This is a genomic window from Tistrella mobilis, assembly GCF_039634785.1.
GTDB classification, from domain to species: Bacteria; Pseudomonadota; Alphaproteobacteria; order Tistrellales; family Tistrellaceae; genus Tistrella; species Tistrella mobilis.
The window spans coordinates 182705-202676 of sequence record NZ_JBBIAB010000002.1 but is presented as its reverse complement, the minus strand read 5'-3'; the positions used below and the strand labels follow the sequence as shown (position 1 = coordinate 202676).

General features: G+C 70.6%; 16 protein-coding genes. 14 read left to right on the top strand and 2 right to left on the bottom strand.

Annotated features, from left to right (window positions below):
- Nucleotides 1-85 precede the first annotated feature (85 nt).
- The 10 genes from WI697_RS03825 to WI697_RS03780 are packed head-to-tail and all read left to right on the top strand — an operon-like array spanning nt 86 to nt 12033.
- Nucleotides 86-1204: an NAD-dependent epimerase/dehydratase family protein gene (locus WI697_RS03825; RefSeq protein ID WP_345957436.1), complete on the top strand. Its 1119-nt coding sequence runs from the start codon at nt 86-88 to the stop codon at nt 1202-1204.
- Entirely contained in the window at nt 1201-3258 is a 2058-nt protein-coding gene (locus WI697_RS03820) for an NAD-dependent epimerase/dehydratase family protein (protein ID WP_345957435.1), read from the top strand. Before WI697_RS03825 ends, WI697_RS03820 begins: the two co-directional genes overlap by 4 nt.
- On the top strand, nt 3255-4553 hold the full coding sequence (locus WI697_RS03815; protein WP_345957434.1) for a TIGR04295 family B12-binding domain-containing radical SAM protein: 1299 nt from the start codon (nt 3255-3257) through the stop codon (nt 4551-4553). The genes WI697_RS03820 and WI697_RS03815 overlap by 4 nt, the downstream gene beginning before the upstream one ends.
- Nucleotides 4541-5698, top strand: coding sequence for a glycosyltransferase family 4 protein (locus WI697_RS03810; RefSeq protein WP_345957433.1), 1158 nt, complete (start codon nt 4541-4543; stop codon nt 5696-5698). Before WI697_RS03815 ends, WI697_RS03810 begins: the two co-directional genes overlap by 13 nt.
- Nucleotides 5695-6858 carry a CgeB family protein gene (locus WI697_RS03805; protein WP_345957432.1) on the top strand — a complete coding sequence of 388 codons (1164 nt, stop codon included), beginning with the start codon at nt 5695-5697 and terminating at the stop codon, nt 6856-6858. Before WI697_RS03810 ends, WI697_RS03805 begins: the two co-directional genes overlap by 4 nt.
- A complete protein-coding gene (locus WI697_RS03800) occupies nt 6855-7949 on the top strand; it encodes a CgeB family protein (protein ID WP_345957431.1) in 1095 nt (364 codons plus the stop codon). Before WI697_RS03805 ends, WI697_RS03800 begins: the two co-directional genes overlap by 4 nt.
- On the top strand, nt 7946-9106 hold the full coding sequence (locus WI697_RS03795; RefSeq protein ID WP_345957430.1) for a CgeB family protein: 1161 nt from the start codon (nt 7946-7948) through the stop codon (nt 9104-9106). The genes WI697_RS03800 and WI697_RS03795 overlap by 4 nt, the downstream gene beginning before the upstream one ends.
- A gap of 10 nt (nt 9107-9116) precedes the next feature.
- Nucleotides 9117-10220, top strand: coding sequence for a UDP-glucuronic acid decarboxylase family protein (locus WI697_RS03790; RefSeq protein WP_345957429.1), 1104 nt, complete (start codon nt 9117-9119; stop codon nt 10218-10220).
- Entirely contained in the window at nt 10217-11293 is a 1077-nt protein-coding gene (locus WI697_RS03785) for a DNA topoisomerase IB (protein WP_345957428.1), read from the top strand. The genes WI697_RS03790 and WI697_RS03785 overlap by 4 nt, the downstream gene beginning before the upstream one ends.
- Nucleotides 11294-11319: 26 nt before the next feature.
- Nucleotides 11320-12033: a TIGR04290 family methyltransferase gene (locus WI697_RS03780; RefSeq protein WP_345957426.1), complete on the top strand. Its 714-nt coding sequence runs from the start codon at nt 11320-11322 to the stop codon at nt 12031-12033.
- Between the two features lie 64 nt (nt 12034-12097).
- Here the strand turns inward: WI697_RS03780 and WI697_RS03775 are convergent, their stop codons facing one another.
- Nucleotides 12098-12427 carry a hypothetical protein gene (locus tag WI697_RS03775; protein ID WP_345957425.1) on the bottom strand — a complete coding sequence of 110 codons (330 nt, stop codon included), beginning with the start codon at nt 12425-12427 and terminating at the stop codon, nt 12098-12100.
- Nucleotides 12428-12750: 323 nt separating this feature from the next.
- Between WI697_RS03775 and WI697_RS03770 the strand changes: the two genes are divergently transcribed.
- Both WI697_RS03770 and cas1 read left to right on the top strand, forming a co-directional pair.
- Nucleotides 12751-13602, top strand: a complete 852-nt coding sequence (locus tag WI697_RS03770) for an SDR family oxidoreductase (RefSeq protein ID WP_345957424.1) — start codon at nt 12751-12753, stop codon at nt 13600-13602.
- Nucleotides 13603-13698: 96 nt separating this feature from the next.
- Nucleotides 13699-15531 carry a CRISPR-associated endonuclease Cas1 gene (cas1, locus tag WI697_RS03765; protein ID WP_345957422.1) on the top strand — a complete coding sequence of 611 codons (1833 nt, stop codon included), beginning with the start codon at nt 13699-13701 and terminating at the stop codon, nt 15529-15531.
- A 29-nt stretch (nt 15532-15560) separates the two neighbouring features.
- Here cas1 and WI697_RS03760 read toward each other — a convergent pair whose 3' ends face one another.
- A complete protein-coding gene (locus WI697_RS03760; protein ID WP_062763148.1) occupies nt 15561-16205 on the bottom strand; it encodes a flavodoxin family protein in 645 nt (214 codons plus the stop codon).
- A gap of 280 nt (nt 16206-16485) precedes the next feature.
- Between WI697_RS03760 and ku the strand changes: the two genes are divergently transcribed.
- Both ku and ligD read left to right on the top strand, forming a co-directional pair.
- Nucleotides 16486-17388, top strand: a complete 903-nt coding sequence (gene ku, locus WI697_RS03755; protein ID WP_345957421.1) for a non-homologous end joining protein Ku — start codon at nt 16486-16488, stop codon at nt 17386-17388.
- A gap of 5 nt (nt 17389-17393) precedes the next feature.
- On the top strand, nt 17394-19829 hold the full coding sequence (ligD, locus tag WI697_RS03750) for a DNA ligase D (RefSeq protein ID WP_345957420.1): 2436 nt from the start codon (nt 17394-17396) through the stop codon (nt 19827-19829).
- Nucleotides 19830-19972 lie beyond the last annotated feature (143 nt).

Genomic DNA, 19972 nt, shown 5'->3' with positions numbered 1-19972 from the left:
CTTTTCTTCCCCGGCCGGTTGATGGTCAGACACCGGGCCAGACGGTCCGGCCCTTCAGGGAAGACGACCTCCGGGAAGTTGCCGCATGAGTACAGTCCTCGTCACCGGTGGCGCCGGTTTCATCGGCCGCCACGTCTGCACCGAACTGCTCGGCGCCGGGCATCGTGTCCGCGTGCTGGACAGCCTGATCGACCAGGCGCATGGCCCCGATCCGTCCCCGGATGGCGGCCTGCCGCCTGCGGTCGCGTTCGTGCGGGGCGACATCCGTGATGCCGATCTGGTCGCCCGCACGCTGGAGGGCGTGGATGCGGTGATCAATCTGGCCGCCGATGTCGGTGTCGGTCAGAGCATGTACGAGATCGACCGCTATGTGTCGGTCAACAGCTTCGGCACCGCGGTGCTGATGCAGCATCTGGTCAAGGCGGACATCCGCCGCCTGATCGTCGCCTCGTCGATGAGCATTTACGGCGAGGGGCTGTACCGCACGGCCGGGGATGGCGCTGCGGTGGATGACGTCCGCCGGGTGGCGGACGAGGTGAAGGCCGGCCGCTGGGATCCTGTGGCACCCGACGGCCGGCCGCTCGTGCCGGCGCCGACGCCCGAGAGCAAGCGCCCCGACCTCAATTCGGTCTATGCCCTCACCAAATACGATCAGGAACGGCTGACCCTGATGCTGGGCGCCGCCTATGGCATCGATGCCGTGGCGCTCCGGCTGTTCAACACCTTCGGCCCCGGGCAGATGCTGTCCAACCCCTATACCGGGGTGCTGGCGATCTTCGCCGGCCGGCTGCTCAACGGCCAGCCGCCGCTGGTGTTCGAAGACGGCGCGCAGCAGCGCGATTTCGTCCATGTCCGCGACGTCGCCCGCGCCTTCCGCCTGGCGCTGGAAACCCCCGGCATCGGCGGCGAGGTGTTCAACATCGCAAGCGGCCGGGTCTATACCGTGTCAGGCGTGGCGCGCCTGCTGGCGCGCGCCATGGATCGCGACGATCTGGCCCCCGAAATCCTGCAGAAATCGCGGGTCGGCGACGTGCGCCACTGCATCGCCGACATCACCCATGCCCGCACCCGTCTCGGCTTCGAGCCGCAATTGCCGCTGGAAGACACGGTGTTCGAACTGGTGCGCTGGGTGTCCACCCAGCAGGCGGCCGACCGCGTCGCCGATGCCCGGCGCGAGCTGGAGACGCGGGGGCTGGTGGTATGACGGCCCTTCCCCACCTCGACCGCAAACCCCTGCCTGCCAGCCCCGCCTTCGGGCTGACCGAATGGTTTCGCCCGGGCGATCACGACCGCGTCCATGCCTGCCTGGACCATATGGCGGCGATGGGGGTGTCGTGGCTCAGAACCCATCTCTCCTGGGCCGATTATCACGCCGAGGGCGGCCAGGACTGGTACGACTGGCTGCTGCCGACGCTGGCCGCCCGGGTGGAGGTGCTGCCCTGCATCCACTATACCCCGCCCTCGCTCTCGGTCACCGGCACCGCCTCGGGCCCGCCGCGGCGGCCGCGGGATCTGGCCGATTTCGTCGACCATGTCCTGACCCGCCACGGCCGCCATTTCCCGCGGATCGAGCTTTGGAACGAACCCAACAACCTGCTCGACTGGGACTGGCGGGTGGATCGCGACTGGTCGATCTTCTGCGAGATGATCGGCGCCGCCGCCTGGTGGGCGGAAAAGCGCGGCTGGCCGGTGGTGCTGGGGGGGCCCTGCCCCTTCGACATGGCCTGGCTGGAGCTGATGGGCGAACGCGGCATCCTGGGCACCGTCTCGGCCGTGGGCCTGCACGGTTTCCCCGGCACCTGGGACAGCGAGGCGGGGGTCTGGGGCGGCTGGGAGGCGCATGTCGGCCAGCTGCGCACGCTGCTGGACCGCTACCGCCCCGACGCCCAGATCTGGATCACCGAGGCCGGCTATTCGACCTGGCGCCATGATCAGCGCGAACAGGCCCGCCGCTTCCTGGATGCGCTGGATGCCCCGGCCGACCGGCTTTACTGGTATGCGCTGCAGGACCTGCCGGCCGAAACCGCCATCCAGGAAGGCCGCGGCTTCGACATCCGCCACTATCACATGGGCGTGCTCGACACCCGCGGCCGCGACAAGCTGCTGGCCCGGCTGCTGCGCCGGGGCGGGGTGGAAGCGGTGCGCCGCAAGATCGCCACCACCCGCGAGGCGGGGGCGGTATCGCAGCGTGCCGCCGCCCCGGTGCTGATCACCGGCGGCGCCGGGTTCATCGGCGCCAATCTGGCCGATGCCCTGCTCGCGAAAGGCGAGGAAGTTCTGCTCTTCGACAATTTGTCGAGGCCGGGCGTCGCCTCCAATGTCGACTGGCTGCGCGCCCGCCATGGCGACCGGGTGACGCTGCATGCCGCCGATATCCGCGATCTGGATGCCCTGGGGGATGCCGCAGGCGATGCCGCCTCGGTGTTTCATCTGGCGGCCCAGGTGGCGGTGACCGAAAGCCTGGTGGCGCCGGTCGAGGATTTCGCCATCAATGCCGGCGGCACGCTGCATCTGCTGGAGGCGCTGCGCGCGCGCCCGGTGCCGCCGCCGCTGGTCTTCGCCAGCACCAACAAGGTCTATGGCCATCTGGGCGATGTGGCGACGGAGCTGACCCCGGCCGGCCATCTGCCGGCCGATCCGGGGCTGCGCCGCTTCGGCATCGGCGAGGACCGGCCGCTCGACCTCGCGACACCTTACGGCTGTTCCAAGGGCGCGGCCGATCAGTATGTGCTGGACTATGCCGCCTCGTTCGGCCTGAAGACCGCGGTGCTCAGGATGAGCTGCATCTACGGCCCGCGCCAGTTCGGCACCGAGGATCAGGGCTGGGTCGCCCATTTCCTGATCCGGGCACTGAAGGGCGAGGCGATCACCCTGTTCGGCGACGGTTTTCAGGTGCGCGACGTGCTGCATGTCCATGATGCCGTCGCCGCCTATCTGGCGGTGCGCGGCAACATCGACCGCCTGGCCGGCCGCGCCTTCAACCTGGGCGGCGGCCCCGCCAATGCCGTCAGCCTGACCACGGTGCTGGACGCGATCCGGCGCCTGACCGGCCGTCCCGTCACCCTCGAACACGACCGGCCGCGCACCGGCGACCAGCTGTGGTTCGTGGCCGATACCCGCCGGCTGGAGGCCGAAACCGGCTGGCAGCGCCGGATCGACTGGGCGGCAGGGCTGAAACACCTGCATGACTGGCTGGTCGCGGAAGGCATCGCCGGCACCGATGCCACCGCACCGGCGGATTGGAGTCTCACCGCATGAAGATCGCACTCGTCAACCCGCCCTGGAGCTTCGACGGCAGCATCTATTTCGGCTGCCGCGAGCCGCATCTGCCGCTGGAACTGGGCTATGCCCGCGCGCTGCTGACCGAGGCCGGCCACGAGGTGCTGCTGATCGACGCCCATCTCGAAGGGCTGGACGAGGCCGCGGCGGTGGCCCGCGTCGCCGCCTTCGCACCGGCCATGACCGTGGTCACCACCGCGCCCAGCTATCTGTTCTGGCGCTGTGCGCCGCCCGAATTGCGGGTGCCGGCCGCCTTCCTCAACCGCCTGGGCGGCTGCGGCGGTATCCGGATCGCGGTCGGGCCCCATGGCTCGTCCACCCCGGGGGCGACGCTGCGCAAGCTGACCGCCGATGCGGTGGTGATGGGCGAATGCGAAGAGGTGATCGTCAGCCTCGCCGCCGCGCCCGGGCTGGAGGCCATGCGTCGCGTGCCCGCCACCGCCTGGCGGACCGGCGGCGACACCCTGGTCAATGGCGGCCCGCATATCGGCGGCTTCAAGGATCTGCCGGCGCTGCACTGGCCGACCGAATGGCTGCAGCGCCACGACCATCACCACCACCGCTTCGACGCCGCCCCCGACGGCCCCGGGGCCGAGGTGGAGGCGTCGCGCGGCTGCCCCTATGCCTGCAGCTTCTGCGCCAAGCTGGATTTCCGCGACGGCTATCGCCGCCGCCGGCTGGATCTGGTGCTGGCGGAAATCGACCGGCTGATCGACCAGGGCGTCACTTACGTCTATTTCATCGACGAGATCTTCCTGCCGCAGAAGCCGCTGCTGGAGGCGCTGGTCGCGCGCGATCTGCGCTTCGGCATCCAGACCCGCATCGACCTCTGGAAGCCCGACATGCTGGACCTGCTGGGCCGGGCGGGCTGCGTGTCGATCGAGGCGGGCGTCGAAAGCCTGACCGTCGCCGGCCGCGACGCCCTGGCCAAGCGCTGCCGGATCGGCACCGACGAGCTGACCGCGCTGCTGATCGAGGCCCGCCGCCATGTGCCCTTCGTCCAGGCCAATCTGATCGGCACGCCGGAAGACGACCCCGACGACATCGCCGCCTGGCGCGCCCATGTTCAGGCCCATGGCGTCTGGGCCAATGATCCCGTGCCGCTTTATCCCTATCCCGCCTCGCCGCAATACCACGCGCTGTGGGGCCGCCCCGACGACCGGGCCTGGGAACGCGCGCATGAGCATTATCTGGCGGCCTTCGACCGGTTCAGCGACATTCAGGACGAACGCCCGGTGCCCCTCGACCGGCTGGAGGCGGCATGCGGACGCTGAGCCCGCCGCTCACCCTGGTGATCACGACCGATGCGGTGGGGGGTGTGTGGCGCTATGCGCTCGACCTGGCCGGCACGCTGAAGGGCCGGGCGCTGGCGGTGGCCGATGAGGCGCCGCAGGTGGTGGAGCCCCTGCTGATCGGCCTCGGCCCCCGCCCGTCCGAGGCGCAGCGCGACGAGGCCTGTGAGGCGGGTGTCGCCCTGGACTGGATCGACCGGCCGCTCGACTGGCAGGTCGAGGGGCCCGAGGCCCTGGCCGACAGCGGCCGGGCGCTCGCCGCCGCGGTCACCGCCGCGGGCGCCGATCTGGTGCAGGTCAACAACCCGCCGCTGCTGCCCTTCCTGCCCGCGCAGCTTCCCCGCATCGCCGCCGCCCATTCCTGCCTGTCGACCTGGTGGCAGGCGGTGCGGGGCGAGACCCCGCCGCTCAACCTCGCCTGGCATGGTGCGGCAACCGCCCGGGGCCTGGCGGCGGCCGATGCGGTGATCAGCCCCAGCCACGCCTTCGCCGCCGCCATGACCGCGATCTATGGCGCGCTGCCCGATCTGGCGGTGGTGCCCAATGCCGCCGTGCCGGTGATGGCGGGCCGGAAGCGGCAGGTGGCGCTTGCCGCCGCCCGCTGGTGGGATCCGGCCAAGAACCTGACCGTTCTGGATGCCGCCGCCGAGGGCGCGCTCTGGCCGGTGGAGATCGCCGGCCCGCTGGAGGGGCCAGGAAGTTCGGGGTCGGGAAGGGGGGCCCCATGCCCCGTCCATGTCACCCATCTGGGCAGCCTGCCCCATCGCGCCCTCCGCGCCCGCATGGCCGAGGCCGCGATCTTCGTCTCGCTGGCGCTGTATGAACCCTTCGGTCTGTCGGTGCTGGAAGCGGCCGGCGCCGGTGCGGCGCTGGTGCTGTCCGACATCCCCACCCATCGCGAGCTTTGGGACGACTGCGCCTGTTTCGTCGACCCGCACGACCCGCAAGCGGTGCGCGACGCGCTCGACGGGCTGGTCCGCGACCCGGCGGCCCTGGGCCGCATGGGCCTGCTGGCCACCACGCGGGCCGCCAGCTTTTCCCATGCCCGCCAGGCCGACGCGATGCTCGCCGTCTATGGCCGCGTGCTTGCCCGCCACACCGCCGACAGAGGAGACGCCGTGCCATGAAGGTCGTCATGTTCACCCATTCGGTGGTCTCGTGCTGGAACCACGGCAACGCCCATTTCCAGCGCGGCATCCTGAGAGCGCTGGCCGCGCGCGGCCACCAGGCGGTGGCGCTGGAACCGGTGGGCGGGTGGAGCCGGTCGAACCTGGCCGAGGCGATCGGCGAGGATCCGGCCCCGGGCTTCGCCCGCCGCTTCCCCGATATCGACCGCATCGATTATCGCGGTTTCGAAGAGATCGAGGCGGCACTCGACGGCGCCGGGCTGGTGCTGGTCCACGAATGGACCGACCCGGCGCTGGTCCGCAGGCTGGGCCGGATGCGGGCCCGGGGCGCGCCCTTCCTGCTGCTGTTCCACGACACCCATCACCGCGCGGTTTCCGCCCCCGAAGAGATGGCGGCGCTGGATCTGAACGGCTATGACGGCGTGCTGGCCTTCGGCGCCGTGCTGGCCGAAACCTGGCGCCGCCATGGCTGGGCCGATCAGGTCCATGTCTGGCACGAGGCGGCGGATCTGACCCTGTTCAAACCCCATCCGCAGATCCCGCGCAGCCGCGATCTGGTCTGGATCGGCAATTGGGGCGATGGCGAGCGCGGCGCGGAGCTGGACGAATTTCTGGTCGAGCCGGTGCGCGCGCTCGGCCTGTCGGCCACCGTCCACGGGGTGCGCTATCCCGAACCGGCGCGGGTGGCGCTGGCCCGCGCCGGCATCGACCAGCCGGGCTGGATCGCCAATGCCGACGTGCCCGAAGCCTTCGCCCGCCACCGGATGACCATCCATGTGCCCCGGCGCTTTTATGCGCGCGAGCTGCCCGGCATCCCGACCATCCGCATGTTCGAGGCGCTGGCCTCGGGCATCCCGCTGATCAGCGCCCCCTGGGAGGACAGCGAGGGGTTGTTCCGCACCGGCACCGACTACCTTCGGGTCGAGGACGACCCGGCCATGCGCCGCGCCATGCGGGCCGTGCTCGACGACCCGGCGATGGCGCGGGAGCTGGCGCGGAACGGCCGCGAGACCATCCTTGCCCGCCATGGCTGCGAACACCGGGTGGACGAGCTGTTCCGGATCGTCGACCGGATGACCGCCGGACACGCCCACCATTCCGGGCACGCCCCCCATTCCGGGCACGTCACGTCCGTCGAAGCGGAGGCCGTTTCCTCATGAAGATCGCCTTTTACGGCTCCAGCATCCTGTCCAGCTACTGGAACGGGGCGGCCACCTATTACCGCGGCATCGTCCGCGCGCTCTCGGGCCTTGGCCACGAGGTGACGTTTCTTGAGCCCGACGCCTTCGGCCGCCAGGAACGCCGCGACATCGACCCGCCGGCCTGGTGCCGGGTGGTGGTCTGGCAGCCCGATGCCCAAGGGCTGGAGATGGCGGTCGCCCATGCCGCCAAAGCCGATGTGGTGATCAAGGCGAGCGGGGTCGGCGTGCATGACGATGAGCTGCTCGACCGGGTGATGACCGCCGCCCGGCCCGATGCCCTGCGGCTGTTCTGGGACGTGGACGCCCCCGCCACGCTGCACGCCATGGCGACCGGCGGCGAACGGGTGCTGGCGGCGGCGCTGCCGGGGCTGGATGCCGTGCTCACCTATGGCGGCGGGCCGGGGGTCGTGGCCGACTATACCGGGGCCGGCGCCCGCGCCTGCCTGCCGGTCTACAATGCCGTCGATCTGGACACCCATCATCCGGTGGCGCCCGATCCGCGCTTCGCCGCCGATCTCGCCTTCCTCGGCAACCGCCTGCCCGACCGCGAAACGCGGGTGCGGCGCTTCTTCCTGGAACCTGCGGCCGCGGCACCTGGTTGCCGGATGATCCTGGGCGGTGCCGGCTGGGTGCAGGACGAGCTGCCGCAGAATGTGCGCGCGATCGGCCATGTCGGTACGGCAGACCACAACGCCTTCAACGTGACCCCGCGCATGGTGCTGAACGTCAACCGCGACAGCATGGCCGAACGCGGTTTCTCGCCCCCCACCCGGATCTTCGAGGCCGCCGCCGCCGGCGCCTGCCTGATCACCGACCACTGGCCGGGCATCGAAACCTTCTTCGAGCCGGGCCGCGAAATCCTGGTGGCCGGGGACGGCCGGGACGTGCTGGCCTGGCTGGGCCAGGTGATGCCGGAACGGGCGGCCGACATCGGCGCCCGGGCCCGCGCCCGCATCGTTCAGGACCACACCTATGACCGGCGCGGCCGCGAGGTGGACCAGATCCTCCGCCGGCTCAGCGACCGGAAAGCCAGGGAACGCGCCGCATGACCCGCCCGCTCGACATCACCATTCTCGGCCTCTCGCTCAGTTCGTCCTGGGGCAACGGCCATGCCACCACCTTCCGGGCGCTGATCCGCGGCCTCCATGCCCGCGGCCATCGCGTCACCTTTCTGGAGCGCGACGTGCCCTGGTACGCCACCCAGCGCGACCTGGCCGACCCGGATTTCTGCCGGCTGGTCTTCTACGACCGCCCGGCCGAGCTGGAGACCACGCATCGCGCGCTGATCGCGGGGGCCGATGCGGTGCTGATCGGGTCTTACGTACCCGACGGGATCGAGGTGATCCGCCGGGTGATGACCATCGCCGGCGGGCCGGTCGGCTTTTACGACATCGACACGCCGGTCACACTCGCCCGGCTGGACGAGGACCAGTGCAGCTGGCTGTCGCGGATGCTGATCCCGGCTTTCGACGTCTATTTCAGCTTCACCGGCGGCCCGCTGCTGGACAGGCTGGAACGCGATTACGGCGCACGCCGGGCGCTGCCGCTGTATTGCGCGGTGGATGCCGACCGTTACGCCCCGGCGGGCGGGCGGCCGCTCTATGATCTCAGCTATCTGGGGACCTATTCGCCCGACCGTCAGCCGGGGCTGGAGCGGCTGCTGATCGAGCCGGCCCGCCGCCTGCCCGACCGGCGCTTCATCGTGGCCGGGCCGCAATATCCGGACGACATCACCTGGCCGGCCAATGTCGAGCGGGTGGACCATGTCGCCCCGGCCGACCATCCCGCCTTCTATGCCGCATCGGCCTTCACGCTGTCGGTCACACGGGCCGAGATGATGGCGACCGGATGGTCGCCCAGCGTGCGGCTGTTCGAGGCCGGCGCCTGCGGCACGCCGGTGATCAGCGACCGTCAGCCCGGGCTGGAGGCGATCTTCCCTGAGAGCGACGCAATCCTGATCGCAGACACCACCGACGAGGTGGTGCGCCTGCTGACCACCATCGACGCCCGGGCCCGCGCGCGCATCGCCGCCGCGGCGCGTGCGGCGGTGCTCGGCGCCCATACCGGGCGGCACCGGGCAGACGAATTGATCGCAGGGCTGGTGCGGACCCACGAGGCCCACCCGCCCGTCATCCAGGCCATGGAGGGGCAGACCATGGCCGGGCAGCGCGAAAGGACCGGAGACGATGCGCATTCACCTGCCTGATCATCGCCCCATGAACGGCCCCACCCCGCAGACCAACCGCCGCGGGCCGCGGCCGAACCGGCCGGTGGCCCTGGTCGCCGGTGCCGCCGGCTTCCTCGGCTCGCATCTCTCCACCCGGCTGATCGACGACGGCTGGCGGGTCTATGGGATCGACGACTTCCACACCGGGCTTGCCCGCAACCTGGCCCACCTGGCCGATCATCCGGATTTCGTGTTCATGGAGCACGACATCCGCCGGCCGCTGCCCGGGATCGCGGGCCTGGCGCAGGTCTGGAATCTGGCCTGCCCGGCCTCGCCGCCGCATTACCAGGACCAGCCGATCCGCACCGCCACCACCAGCGTGGTCGGCACGCTGAACCTTCTGGAACTGGCGACCCAGGCCGATGCCCGCTTCGTCATGACCTCGACCTCGGAAATCTATGGCGACCCGGAGGTGCATCCCCAGCCCGAAAGCTATCGCGGCTGCGTCAACACCACCGGGCCCCGCGCCTGCTATGACGAAGGCAAGCGCATGGCCGAGGCGCTGTGCTACGACTTCGTCCGCCAGTACGGCACCGATGTCCGGGTGGCGCGGGTGTTCAACACCTATGGCCCGCGCATGCGGCTGGATGACGGGCGGATCGTGTCGAACTTCGTGGCCCAGGCGCTGACCGGGCAGAAGCTCACCATCTACGGCTCGGGCCGTCAGACCCGGTCGTTCTGCTATGTCGACGATCTGGTCGAGGGGCTGGTGCGGCTGATCGAGGTCGGGCAGCGCCCCGAGACCCCGGTCAATCTGGGCAATCCGGAAGAATATTCGATCCTGGAGATGGCCGAAATGATCGGCCGGCTGACCGGCCGGCAGATCCGCACCACCCATGATCCGCTGCCGGCCGACGATCCCCGCCGCCGGCGCCCCGATATCGCCCTGGCCCGCCGGCTGCTGGACTGGGAACCCCGGGTGCCCCTGCGCACCGGGCTTGCCGCCACCATCGATTGGTTCGCCGAGCTGCTGGCCGAAGAGGGCCGGCTGGTGGCGAAGCCCGCGGCAGAGCTGCGCGGTGCCGCGGCCCGGCGGCGCGAGCCGGCCGGCGGGGCCGCGATCTCTCTGGGCCTGGCGGCGCCGGAACATTGAGCCGCGAGGACGGCGCACCGCCCGCCCACGGGCGCAAGCGGCGGCGGGCGGCGCGGATGCGCGCTGCCGGGCTGCACCGCGCCGCGGCCGATGCCCTGCCGATCCGCCGCAGGCGCGCCGGGCGCGGCTTCGTCTATCTGGACGGCGATGGACGGCGGATCACCGACCCGGCCGAAATCGACCGGATCAAGGCGCTGGCGATCCCGCCCGATTATCGTGAGGTCCGGATCGCGGCCGACCCGCGCGCCCATCTTCAGGCCACGGGCCGCGATCGCGCCGGGCGGCTGCAATACCGCTATCATGCTGATTGGGAACAGGTCCGCGAGCGCGACAAGATCGACCGGCTGGCGACGCTGGCCCGCGCGATCGGCCGCATCCGCGCCCGGGTGGCGCGCGATCTGGAACAGGCAGGCCGGACCCGCGACGGCGCGCTGGCCGCGATCGTGCGGGTGATCGACCTCACCCATATCCGGATCGGCTGCGAGGACTATGTTCAGTCCGGCCGCAGCCGCGGCGCCGCCACCCTGCTGAAGCGCCAGGTGTCGATCTCGGAAAGCGCGGTGGCGCTGGATTTCCGCGGCAAGAGCGGCCGGGCGATCGCCTGCACCCTGGACGATGCCGATCTCGCCGCCGCCCTCACCCGCCTGACGGGGCTGAAGGGCACGCGGCTGTTCCAGTATCCGGATGGCAACGGCCGGCCGCACACGGTGACCGCGGCCGATGTGAACGCCTATCTGGCCGAGATCGCCCGCGGCCGAGGGCCGGCTGAAACCCCGGTCACCGCCAAGGATTTCCGCACCCTCTCCGCCACCGCCGCCGCCGGTGCGGCGCTTGCCGCCACCGATCCCGCCCGATCGGTCGCCCGCCGGCGCCGGCAGATCGCGCAGGTGATGCGTGCGGTGGCCGAGATGCTGGGCAATACCCCCGCCGTCGCCCGGCGCAGCTATGTCCATCGGCGGCTGATCGACAGTTTCGAATCCGGCCGCCTGGCCGGCATTTACGCCCGCGCCCGCGCCGGCGGCCGCCGGACCCGCGCCGAGGCGCTGGTGGCGCTGCTGTTCGCGGGCGGCTGACTCCCGACGACAGACGGACCCGACCCATGCCAGACCACAAGCCGAACCATGATCTCAGGCGCCGCATCGACGAACTCGGACCATGGTTTCACAATATGGAACTAGATGGCATCCGCACCGCGCCGGACCATTTCCTCGGCGACTATCCGGGCTTTCAGTGGGACCGGCTGCGGCCGGCCCTGCCGGCGGATCTCGGCGGTCTGAACGTGCTCGATATCGGCTGCAATGCCGGCTATTTCTCGATCCGGCTGAAGCAGGAGGGTGCCGCCCGGGTGCTGGCGGTGGATCACGACCCCCGCTATCTGGCCCAGGCGCGCCTGGCGGCAGAGGTCGCCGGGGTCGCGATCGAGTTCCGGGAGATGTCGGTCTACGACCTGCCCCGGCTGGGCGAGCGCTTCGATCTGGTGCTGTTCATGGGGGTGCTGTACCACCTGCGCCACCCGCTGCTGGCGCTGGACCTGATCCACGCCCATGCGGCGGCGGATCTGCTGGTGGTGCAGTCGCTGGAGCGGGGCGCCGGAACGGCCGGCGCACTCGCCGCGGATCATGACTTCTCGGAACACGCGATCTTTGATCGCGACGACTATCCGCGGCTGCATTTCGTGGAGCACGCCTATGCGGGCGACCCCAGCAACTGGTGGATCCCGAACCGGGCCTGCACGGAAGCGATGCTGCGCAGCGCCGGGTTCACGATCCTGTCCCGTCCGGCGGACGAGATCTATCTCTGCCGCCGCCGCTGACGCCCCGCATCATCGGGGGCCGGCGACGACATCCGGTGCACCCCGCTGCGGGTGCCGGATCGGATCAGGAGGTGTGCTCGTCCGATCGGCGCTTTCCGCCGCCCTGCACGGTATCGGCCGGCGGGGTGTCCGGGTGGGAAGATGCCTCGGATGATGCATCCTTCGGCGTGGCATCGTCATAGACGGGGTTGCCGACCAGAGCCGCAGCAGCCTCGCGCGCCAGAGCCATCAGCTCCTCGGGCGGCGATGTGTCGTCTCCATAAGCGGCGTAGAGATCCTGGAGGGCCCGGTCGAGCGAACGGTCGTCGTGCTCGGCCTGCCGTTTCGGGTCGGTCCCGTCGATGCGACGTCCGGGATGTGCGCTAGCCATGGGTAGGGGGTGTTCCTTCGTCATGGGATCATCCTGCCGAAGGCAGCCTCGGGCCATGATGCATGATGCATGGGCGCCGGCCGGTCGAAGCTTCGGTTTCGGCAGTCACCAGCCTGGCCGTCTCCGGAAGCCAGACGTCGGATTGGGGGCACCCGACCTTTCTTACGTCGTTCGTCATCGGGTGGATCAACCTCCGTTGCAGTTTAATTCATCGGGCGGCCGCACGTCACGCGGCACGCGGAGACGGAACTTGAACGGACGGCATACTGTTCCTCCTATGCCGGAACCAAATATATCTGGAAGCGTTCACGCGACATGTCTGCAACAGAGCCTGGAAAGGGACGGATATGTCGGATCATCTTCAACCACCCCAAAGGCAAAATCAGCAGCCGGGGCGCGAGCATGAAATGTCACCGGCCCCCGATTACATGCCACGATTTCCCGGCGCCGGCCGGCTGAAGGATAAGGTCGCACTGATCACCGGCGGCGACAGCGGCATCGGCCGGGCGGTGGCGATCGGCATGGCGCGCGAGGGCGCCGACATCGCCATTCTGTATCTGAACGAGCATCGCGACGCCGAGGAAACCGTGCGTCTGGTCGAAGCCGAAGGCCGCCAGGCCATGCACATCGCCGGCGATGTCGGCGACGAGGCGGTCTGCCGCCGCGCGGTGGGCGAGGTGGTCAAGACCTTCGGCCGGCTGGACGTGCTGGTGAACAATGCCGCCGAACAGCACGAGGTAAAGGATTTCACCGATCTGGCCGCCGAACAGCTGGAGCGGACCTTCCGCACCAATGTCTTCGGCTATTTCTTCATGACCAAGGCGGCGCTGGAGCATCTGCCCGAGGGCGGCGCGATCGTCAACACCACCTCGATCACCGCCTATCAGGGCTATCCCAGCATGGTGGACTATGCCTCCACCCGCGGCGCGATCGTGGCCTTCACCCGATCGATGTCCAAGCTGCTGGTCGACCGGAAGATCCGCGTCAACGCGGTCGCCCCGGGCCCCATCTGGACCCCGCTGATCCCCGCCAGCTTCCCGCCCGACAAGGTCGCCCGACACGGCGGCAGCGCCCCCATGGGCCGCGCCGGCCAGCCCAACGAGGTGGCGGCCTGCCATGTCTTCCTGGCGAGCGAGGAGGCGTCTTACATGAGCGGCCAGGTCCTGCACCCGAACGGCGGGACCATCGTGCAGTCCTGAGGGGCGCGCGGTGGGGCGGGTCATGCCGTCCCTTGCGCCCGCGCCGGTTTTCCGGAACAGTCGCGGCCTGTCGTCAGCGCTGCCGGGAGGTCCGCCATGTTCGATCAGCTCGTCACCCCCGATCGCCTGCGGGCCGCCTGGGATCTGGTATCGCGGGATGGCCTGGGGGCCGGGGGCGATGGCGAGGGGGTGGCGGCGTTTCAGGCCGGGCTGGATCTGCGGCTGGCGCGGCTGGCCGCCGATCTGCTGGGCGGGACCTATCGGCCGGGGCCGTGGCTGATCGCCGGGGGCGCCGTGGTGGCGCCGGTTGCGGACCGGGTGGTGATGACGGCGGTGGCGACGGGGCTGCCCGATCCTTCATCCGACGGCGATCCGGCGGCGGTGATGGCACGGCTGGCGGCACTTGGACAGCAGGGCGCCGTGCATCTGCTGGACGGCACCATCACCCATGTCACCGATCTGGTGCCGCATGATCTGCTCTGCGAGCGGCTGGCGGCGCTGGGCGGGGATGCGCGGCTGGTGGATCTGTTCGGGATGTGGCTGGCGGTGGCGGATCCGGAGGATGGGCTCGGCATTCCGCCCGGGCTGCCGGTCTCGGGCCTGCTCGCCCGGCTGCATCTGGGGGCGGTGGCGGCGCGGATCGCGGCTGCTGGGGTGCATCTGGTGCCGGCCGCCGGCGAGATCCTGGTTCTGGCGACCGGGGCCGCGGCGGCCGAGGACGCGCGCGGCCGCATGCTGGCGCTGCTGGCCGATCACGGGCTGTATGTCGATGTCGACCTGCCGCGCATGATCCGCCTGGACCAGGCCGGCCCGCGCCTGGGGCGGATCATGGCGCGGATGATGGCGCCACCCCGCCCGGCAGATCCGGCCCCCGGCGCCGAGGGTCCGGCGCGGCCGCTTTATCTTTTGACCCCCGGCCACCGGCTGGGGATCGATGATCGGGCCTTCACGGTCGAGGCGGCCGAAACCGGCGAACGGCTGGACAGCCGGCCGGCGGCCGCAGTCTCGCGGATCGAACTGGCGCCGGGGGTGCAGGCCGCCGCCGCCACCCTGCGGGCCGCCCTGGCGCGCGACATCCCGGTGGCGCTGCTGGACGGCATGGGCGGGGTTCAGGCCTGGCTGGCGCCCCCGCCGATGCATCAGGCGCCGCGCCATCTGGCCCAGGCCCGCCATCTGCTGGACCCGGCCCGCCGCCACGCCCTGGCGCGGCTGGTGGTGGATGCCCGGTTGCAGAACATGCAGGCCCTGCTGAAGCGGCTGGACCGCCGCAAGCGGCTGGTATCGGTCGAGGGGGCGGCCGAGCGGCTGAAGCGCATCCGGCGCAAGCTGCGGGTGGCGGATACGGTGCCCGACCTGCTGGCGGTGGCGGACGAGGCCGCCCTGGTCTACTGGCCGGCCCTGGGCCAGCTGATCGGCCATGGCTGGACCCTGCGCCGCCGGCTGCGACGCGGGGCGACCGATCCGGTCAATCTGGTGCTGGACTGGCTGACGGCGCTGCTGGCGCGCGAAATCCGCACCGCCGCCACCCGCCATGGCCTGCATCCCGGCTTCGGCGCCTGCCACGAGGTGGCGACGGCAGAGGACGGGCTGGTGGCGGATCTGGTGGAGGTCTTCGCCGCCCCGCTGGTCGAGACCTGCACCGTCTATCTGTTCAACAACCGCATCCTGCAGCCCGACGACATCATCCGCCGCCCCCTCCCTCGCATTGCCCCTACCGACGTCGGGCGGGGGCAGGATGGCGGCTGGCGCATCCTGCCCCAGCCCGGCCGGCGGGTGCTGGAGACCTGGGAAGCCCAGCTCGACCGCGTGGCGACCGGCCCCGACGGCGAAAAGGCCAGCTGGCGCGCGCTGATCGACGGCCGGCTCGCCAGCTGGGCGGCGCATGTCGAAGAGACGGGCGTGTTCAGCCCCTGCCTGATCGACTATTAGCGCCGGGGTGACGACCGACGACGGGGCGGCTACTGATCGCGGAACTTCGCCGGCTGGCCATCGGGCGGATACTGGTTTTCGGCCAGCAGCCGGGCCAGATGCAGCACGTTGCGCGCCGCCAGATCGATGGTGGTGCCGATCTTGTCGGGCATGGCGGGCAGATCCTTGTAGTCGGTCTTGCCCATCGCCTCTCCCACCCAATAGACCACGGCATTGGGCGGGATGGTGAAGCCGACATCGGCCAGGCCCTGATAGACCTCGGCCGCGACATGATGGGCGCCGTCTTCATTGCCCACCACCACCAGCGCCACCGCCCGGCCGTAAGAGCGCAGCCGCCCCGCCTCGTCGGTTTCGGTCAGGAAGGCGTTCAGCCGCTCCAGCACCCGCTTGCAGACGCTGGAGGGCTGGCCCAGCCAGATGGGTGTGCCGATCACCAGGATCTGTGCGTCCAGCACCTGGCGGCGGATCGCCGGCCAGGCATCGCCCGGCCCTTCATCGGCGGTGATGCCGGGTTTGATGTCGTGATCGACCGCGCGGATGCTCGCCGTCTCCACCCCGTCGCGGCCAAGCCGGTTCAGGAATTGCGACAGCAGCAGATCGGTCGAGCTTTCGGCATCGCCGCCCTTCAGCGTGCAGTTGATGCCGAACGCCCGGATCGTTTTCGGCCCCGCCATGGATCACCCCTCCTCGCGCCGCACGAATTTGAAGAAGCGGCTGGTCTTGCCGTCGGCGGTCTTGTCCTGGTGCAGGAAGGCGATGGCGGTTTCGTCGAACTTGCGGAAGAACGACATGGGTCGGATACCTCCTTCGGCTGGTCTTACCCTTGCAGCGCGAACCCGGCAGCCCGCCCCATGGTTCCGGAGTCTCGGGAGTCCGGGGTCTCGGGGGTCCGGGAACCGCTGCCGCAGCGGCCGGGTTGACGGAATCAGGCCCGGAGCAGACGAGAGGCGACCCATGGCGCGCAAGGCGGCGAAACCGAAACGACAGGATGACGGCGAGGCGGCGGCCAATCGCCCCTCGGCACGCCCGGTCTGGACCGGCAATATGCGGCTTGCCCTGGTATCGGTGCCGGTGAAGCTTTATGCCGCGGTGAAAAGCGGCGCGCGGATCCAGTTCCACCAGGTCCACGAGCCCTCGCGCCGGCGCATCCGCTATCAGAAGATCGTGCCCGGGGTCGGGCCGGTCGATACCGACGAGATCGTGAAGGGTTTCGAACTGGGCCAGGGCCGCTGGGTGCTGATCGATCAGGACGAGATCGATGCGCTGAAGGTGGAAACCCGCCACACCCTGGATCTGGTGCAGTTCGTGGGCCCCGACGAGATTGCGCCGATCTGGTTCGAACGGCCCTATTACGTGGTCCCCGACGGCGAGCTGGCGATCGAGGCCTATGCCGTGCTTCGCGATGCGCTGAAACGCGCCGGGCGGATCGGCCTCGGCCAGTTCGTGATGCGCGGGCGGGAATATGTCGCCGCCCTCAAGCCCTGCGGCCAGGGGCTGATGCTGGAGACGCTCCGCTTCGCCGACGAGGTCCAGCGCGCCGCCCCCTTCTTCACCTCGATCGACGAAGAGGCGAGCGATCCGGAACTGCTCGACCTGGCGGCCGAGCTGATCGAGCGGAAGACCTCGGCCTTCGAGCCCGCACGGTTCAAGGACAATTACACCCAGGCCCTGCGCCAGCTGATCGACGCCAAGGCGGCCGAAAAATCGGTCGAGCTGGGCGAAGAGGCCGCGGAAGAGACCGGCGGCGGCGGCAAGGTCGTCGATCTGGTCGAGGCGCTGCGTCGCTCGGTCCAGGACAATGGCAAGGACAGCGGCAAGACACGGCCGGCACGGAGCGGCCGGCGCAAGGCGGGGTGAGGCCGATGGCCGCCGACCCGCTCGACAGCTATCGCCGCAAGCGTCGCTTCGACCGCACGCCCGAGCCGGAGGCCGGGAGCGGGCGCAGCCCTGAAGGCGGCAGGCTGACCTATGCCATCCAGAAGCACGACGCCCGGCGGCTGCATTACGATCTCCGGCTGGAATGGGCGGGGGTGCTGAAAAGCTGGGCGATCACCCGCGGCCCCAGCCTGGACCCCAGGCAGAAGCGGCTGGCGGTGCGCACCGAAGACCACCCCCTCGCCTATGCCGGCTTCGAGGGGCAGATCCCCGCGGGCCAGTATGGCGCGGGCGAGGTGGTGCTGTGGGATCGCGGCCATTGGGAGCCGATCGGCGACCCGGCGGCGGGGCTCGCCGCGGGGCGGCTGGACTTCGTCATCCATGGCGAGCGGCTGCATGGCCGGTTCGTGCTGGTGCGCATGAAGCCGGCGGCCAGGGCCGGGCGGGCGCCGGAAAAGGCCGAGAACTGGCTGCTGATCAAGCGCGACGACGCCGATGCCGACCCGACGGGCGAGGTGACCCGCCGCCACCCCGGCAGCGTGGCGGTTCAGCCGGAAAGTGCTGTCGCCCCCCTGCCCGGCTTCGTCGCGCCGATGCTCGCCACCCTGACCGACCGGCCGCCGCGCGGGCCCGGCTGGGTGTTCGAAATCAAGCTCGACGGCTATCGCGCCCTCGCCGCGGTGTCGGGCGGCCGGGCCGTCATCCGCACCCGATCGGGCCTCGACTGGACCGACCGCTTCCCCGGCATCGCCCGGGCGCTGGCGGCACGGCCGGGCCTGGACGGCGTGCTGCTGGACGGCGAGGTGACGGCGATGACGGCAGACGGCCGCACCGATTTCTCCGCCCTGCAGGCGGCGCTTTCCGCCGGGGGCGAGGGGCTGCATTACGGCGTCTTCGACCTCTTGGCCGAGGGCGGGGAAAGCCTGCGCCACCTGCCCTTGACCGCCCGCAAGGCCCGGCTCAGGGCGCTGCTGGGGGCGCCCGCGGGCGACGGCATCCACCTTGTCGACCACAGCCCCGGCCCGGCGCGGGACCTGCTGGACCAGGTCTGTGCGGCGGGCCATGAGGGGCTGATCGCCAAGCGGGCCGACGCGCCCTATCGCCCGGGCCGCGGCCATGCCTGGCTCAAGGTCAAATGCGGTCAGGCGGGGGAGTATGTCGTGGTCGGCACCTCGCCCTCCGAAGCCGGGCGGCCCTTCGCCTCGCTGCTGCTGGCGGTTCAGGATCGCGGCACCTGCCGCTATGCCGGCCGGGTCGGCGCCGGTTTCAGCGACAGGGATTTCGCCTGGCTGGCGCCACGGCTGACGGCGCTGGCCCGCAAGACCCCGCCCGTCGACCGCGACAGCGTGCCGCCCGCCGTGGCCCGGGCGGCGCGCTGGGTGGAGCCGCGGATCGTGGTCCAGATCGCCCATGGCGGCCTGACCGGCGAGGGGCTGATCCGCCAGGGCCGCTATCTGGGCCCGCGCGAGGACAAGCCGGCGGCCGAAGTTGAGGCGGACCGGGTGATGGCCGTCGAGGAGGCAGAAGCGATGGACGAGACCGGAGACAGCCTGCGCGGCGTGCGCCTGACCCATCCCGACCGGGTTCTGTTCCCCGAACAGGGCATCACCAAGCGCGATCTCGCCCACTGGTTCGATGCCGTCGCGGCGCTGATGATGCCGCATCTGCAAGACCGGCTGGTCAGCCTGGTGCGCTGCCCCGAAGGCCGCCGCAAGGCCTGTTTCTTCCAGCGCCATGCCGGCCGCGGCCTGCCCCGCGGTTTCGCCAGCCGCAAGCTGACCGACGCACAGGGCAATACCGAAGAGTATGTTCTGGTCCGCGATCCGGAAGGCCTGGTGGGCGCGGCGCAGATCGGGGTTCTGGAACTGCATCTCTGGGGATCGCGCATCGACCGGCCCGAGCGCCCGGACCGGCTGGTTTTCGATCTGGACCCGGATCCGGCGGTGGATTTCGCGGCCGTCCGCCAGGCGGCCTTCGACATGCGTGACGCGCTGGCAGCGCTGGATCTCGCCTCGGTGCCGCTGCTGACCGGCGGCAAGGGCGTGCATGTGGTGGTGCCGATCGCCCGCCGGCACGACTGGCCGGTGGTGAAGGCGGCGGCGAAGGCCCTGGCGCAGCGCTTCGCCGACCACGACCCCGACCGCTTCGTCGCGACCATGAGCAAGGCGAAGCGCAAGGGCCGGATCTTCATCGACCATTTCCGCAACGACCGTGCCGCCACCGCCATCTGCCCCTGGTCGCCCCGCGCCCGGGCCGGCGCCCCGGTGGCCCGGCCGGTCGACTGGCAGATGCTGGCCGGGATCGACCGGGCCGATGCCTTCCGCCTGGGCGATCCATTGCCCGCAACCGACCCCTGGGCCGGGCTGGTGCCGCCCCGCCAGGGGCTGACGGCGGCAGCGTTGCGGGCGCTGGGTGTGGCCTGACAGGGGCCCCGCGGGAATGCGCGTGGCCGCAATGACCGCGGGCCGCGTTTTCCCCTCGCCGTCCACCGCCATGAGAGGATTATTTTGGGCCTGCCCCCCAAAAAAATGAAATACCGGCTTGCCAGAGGGACGAAAAGGCCCCA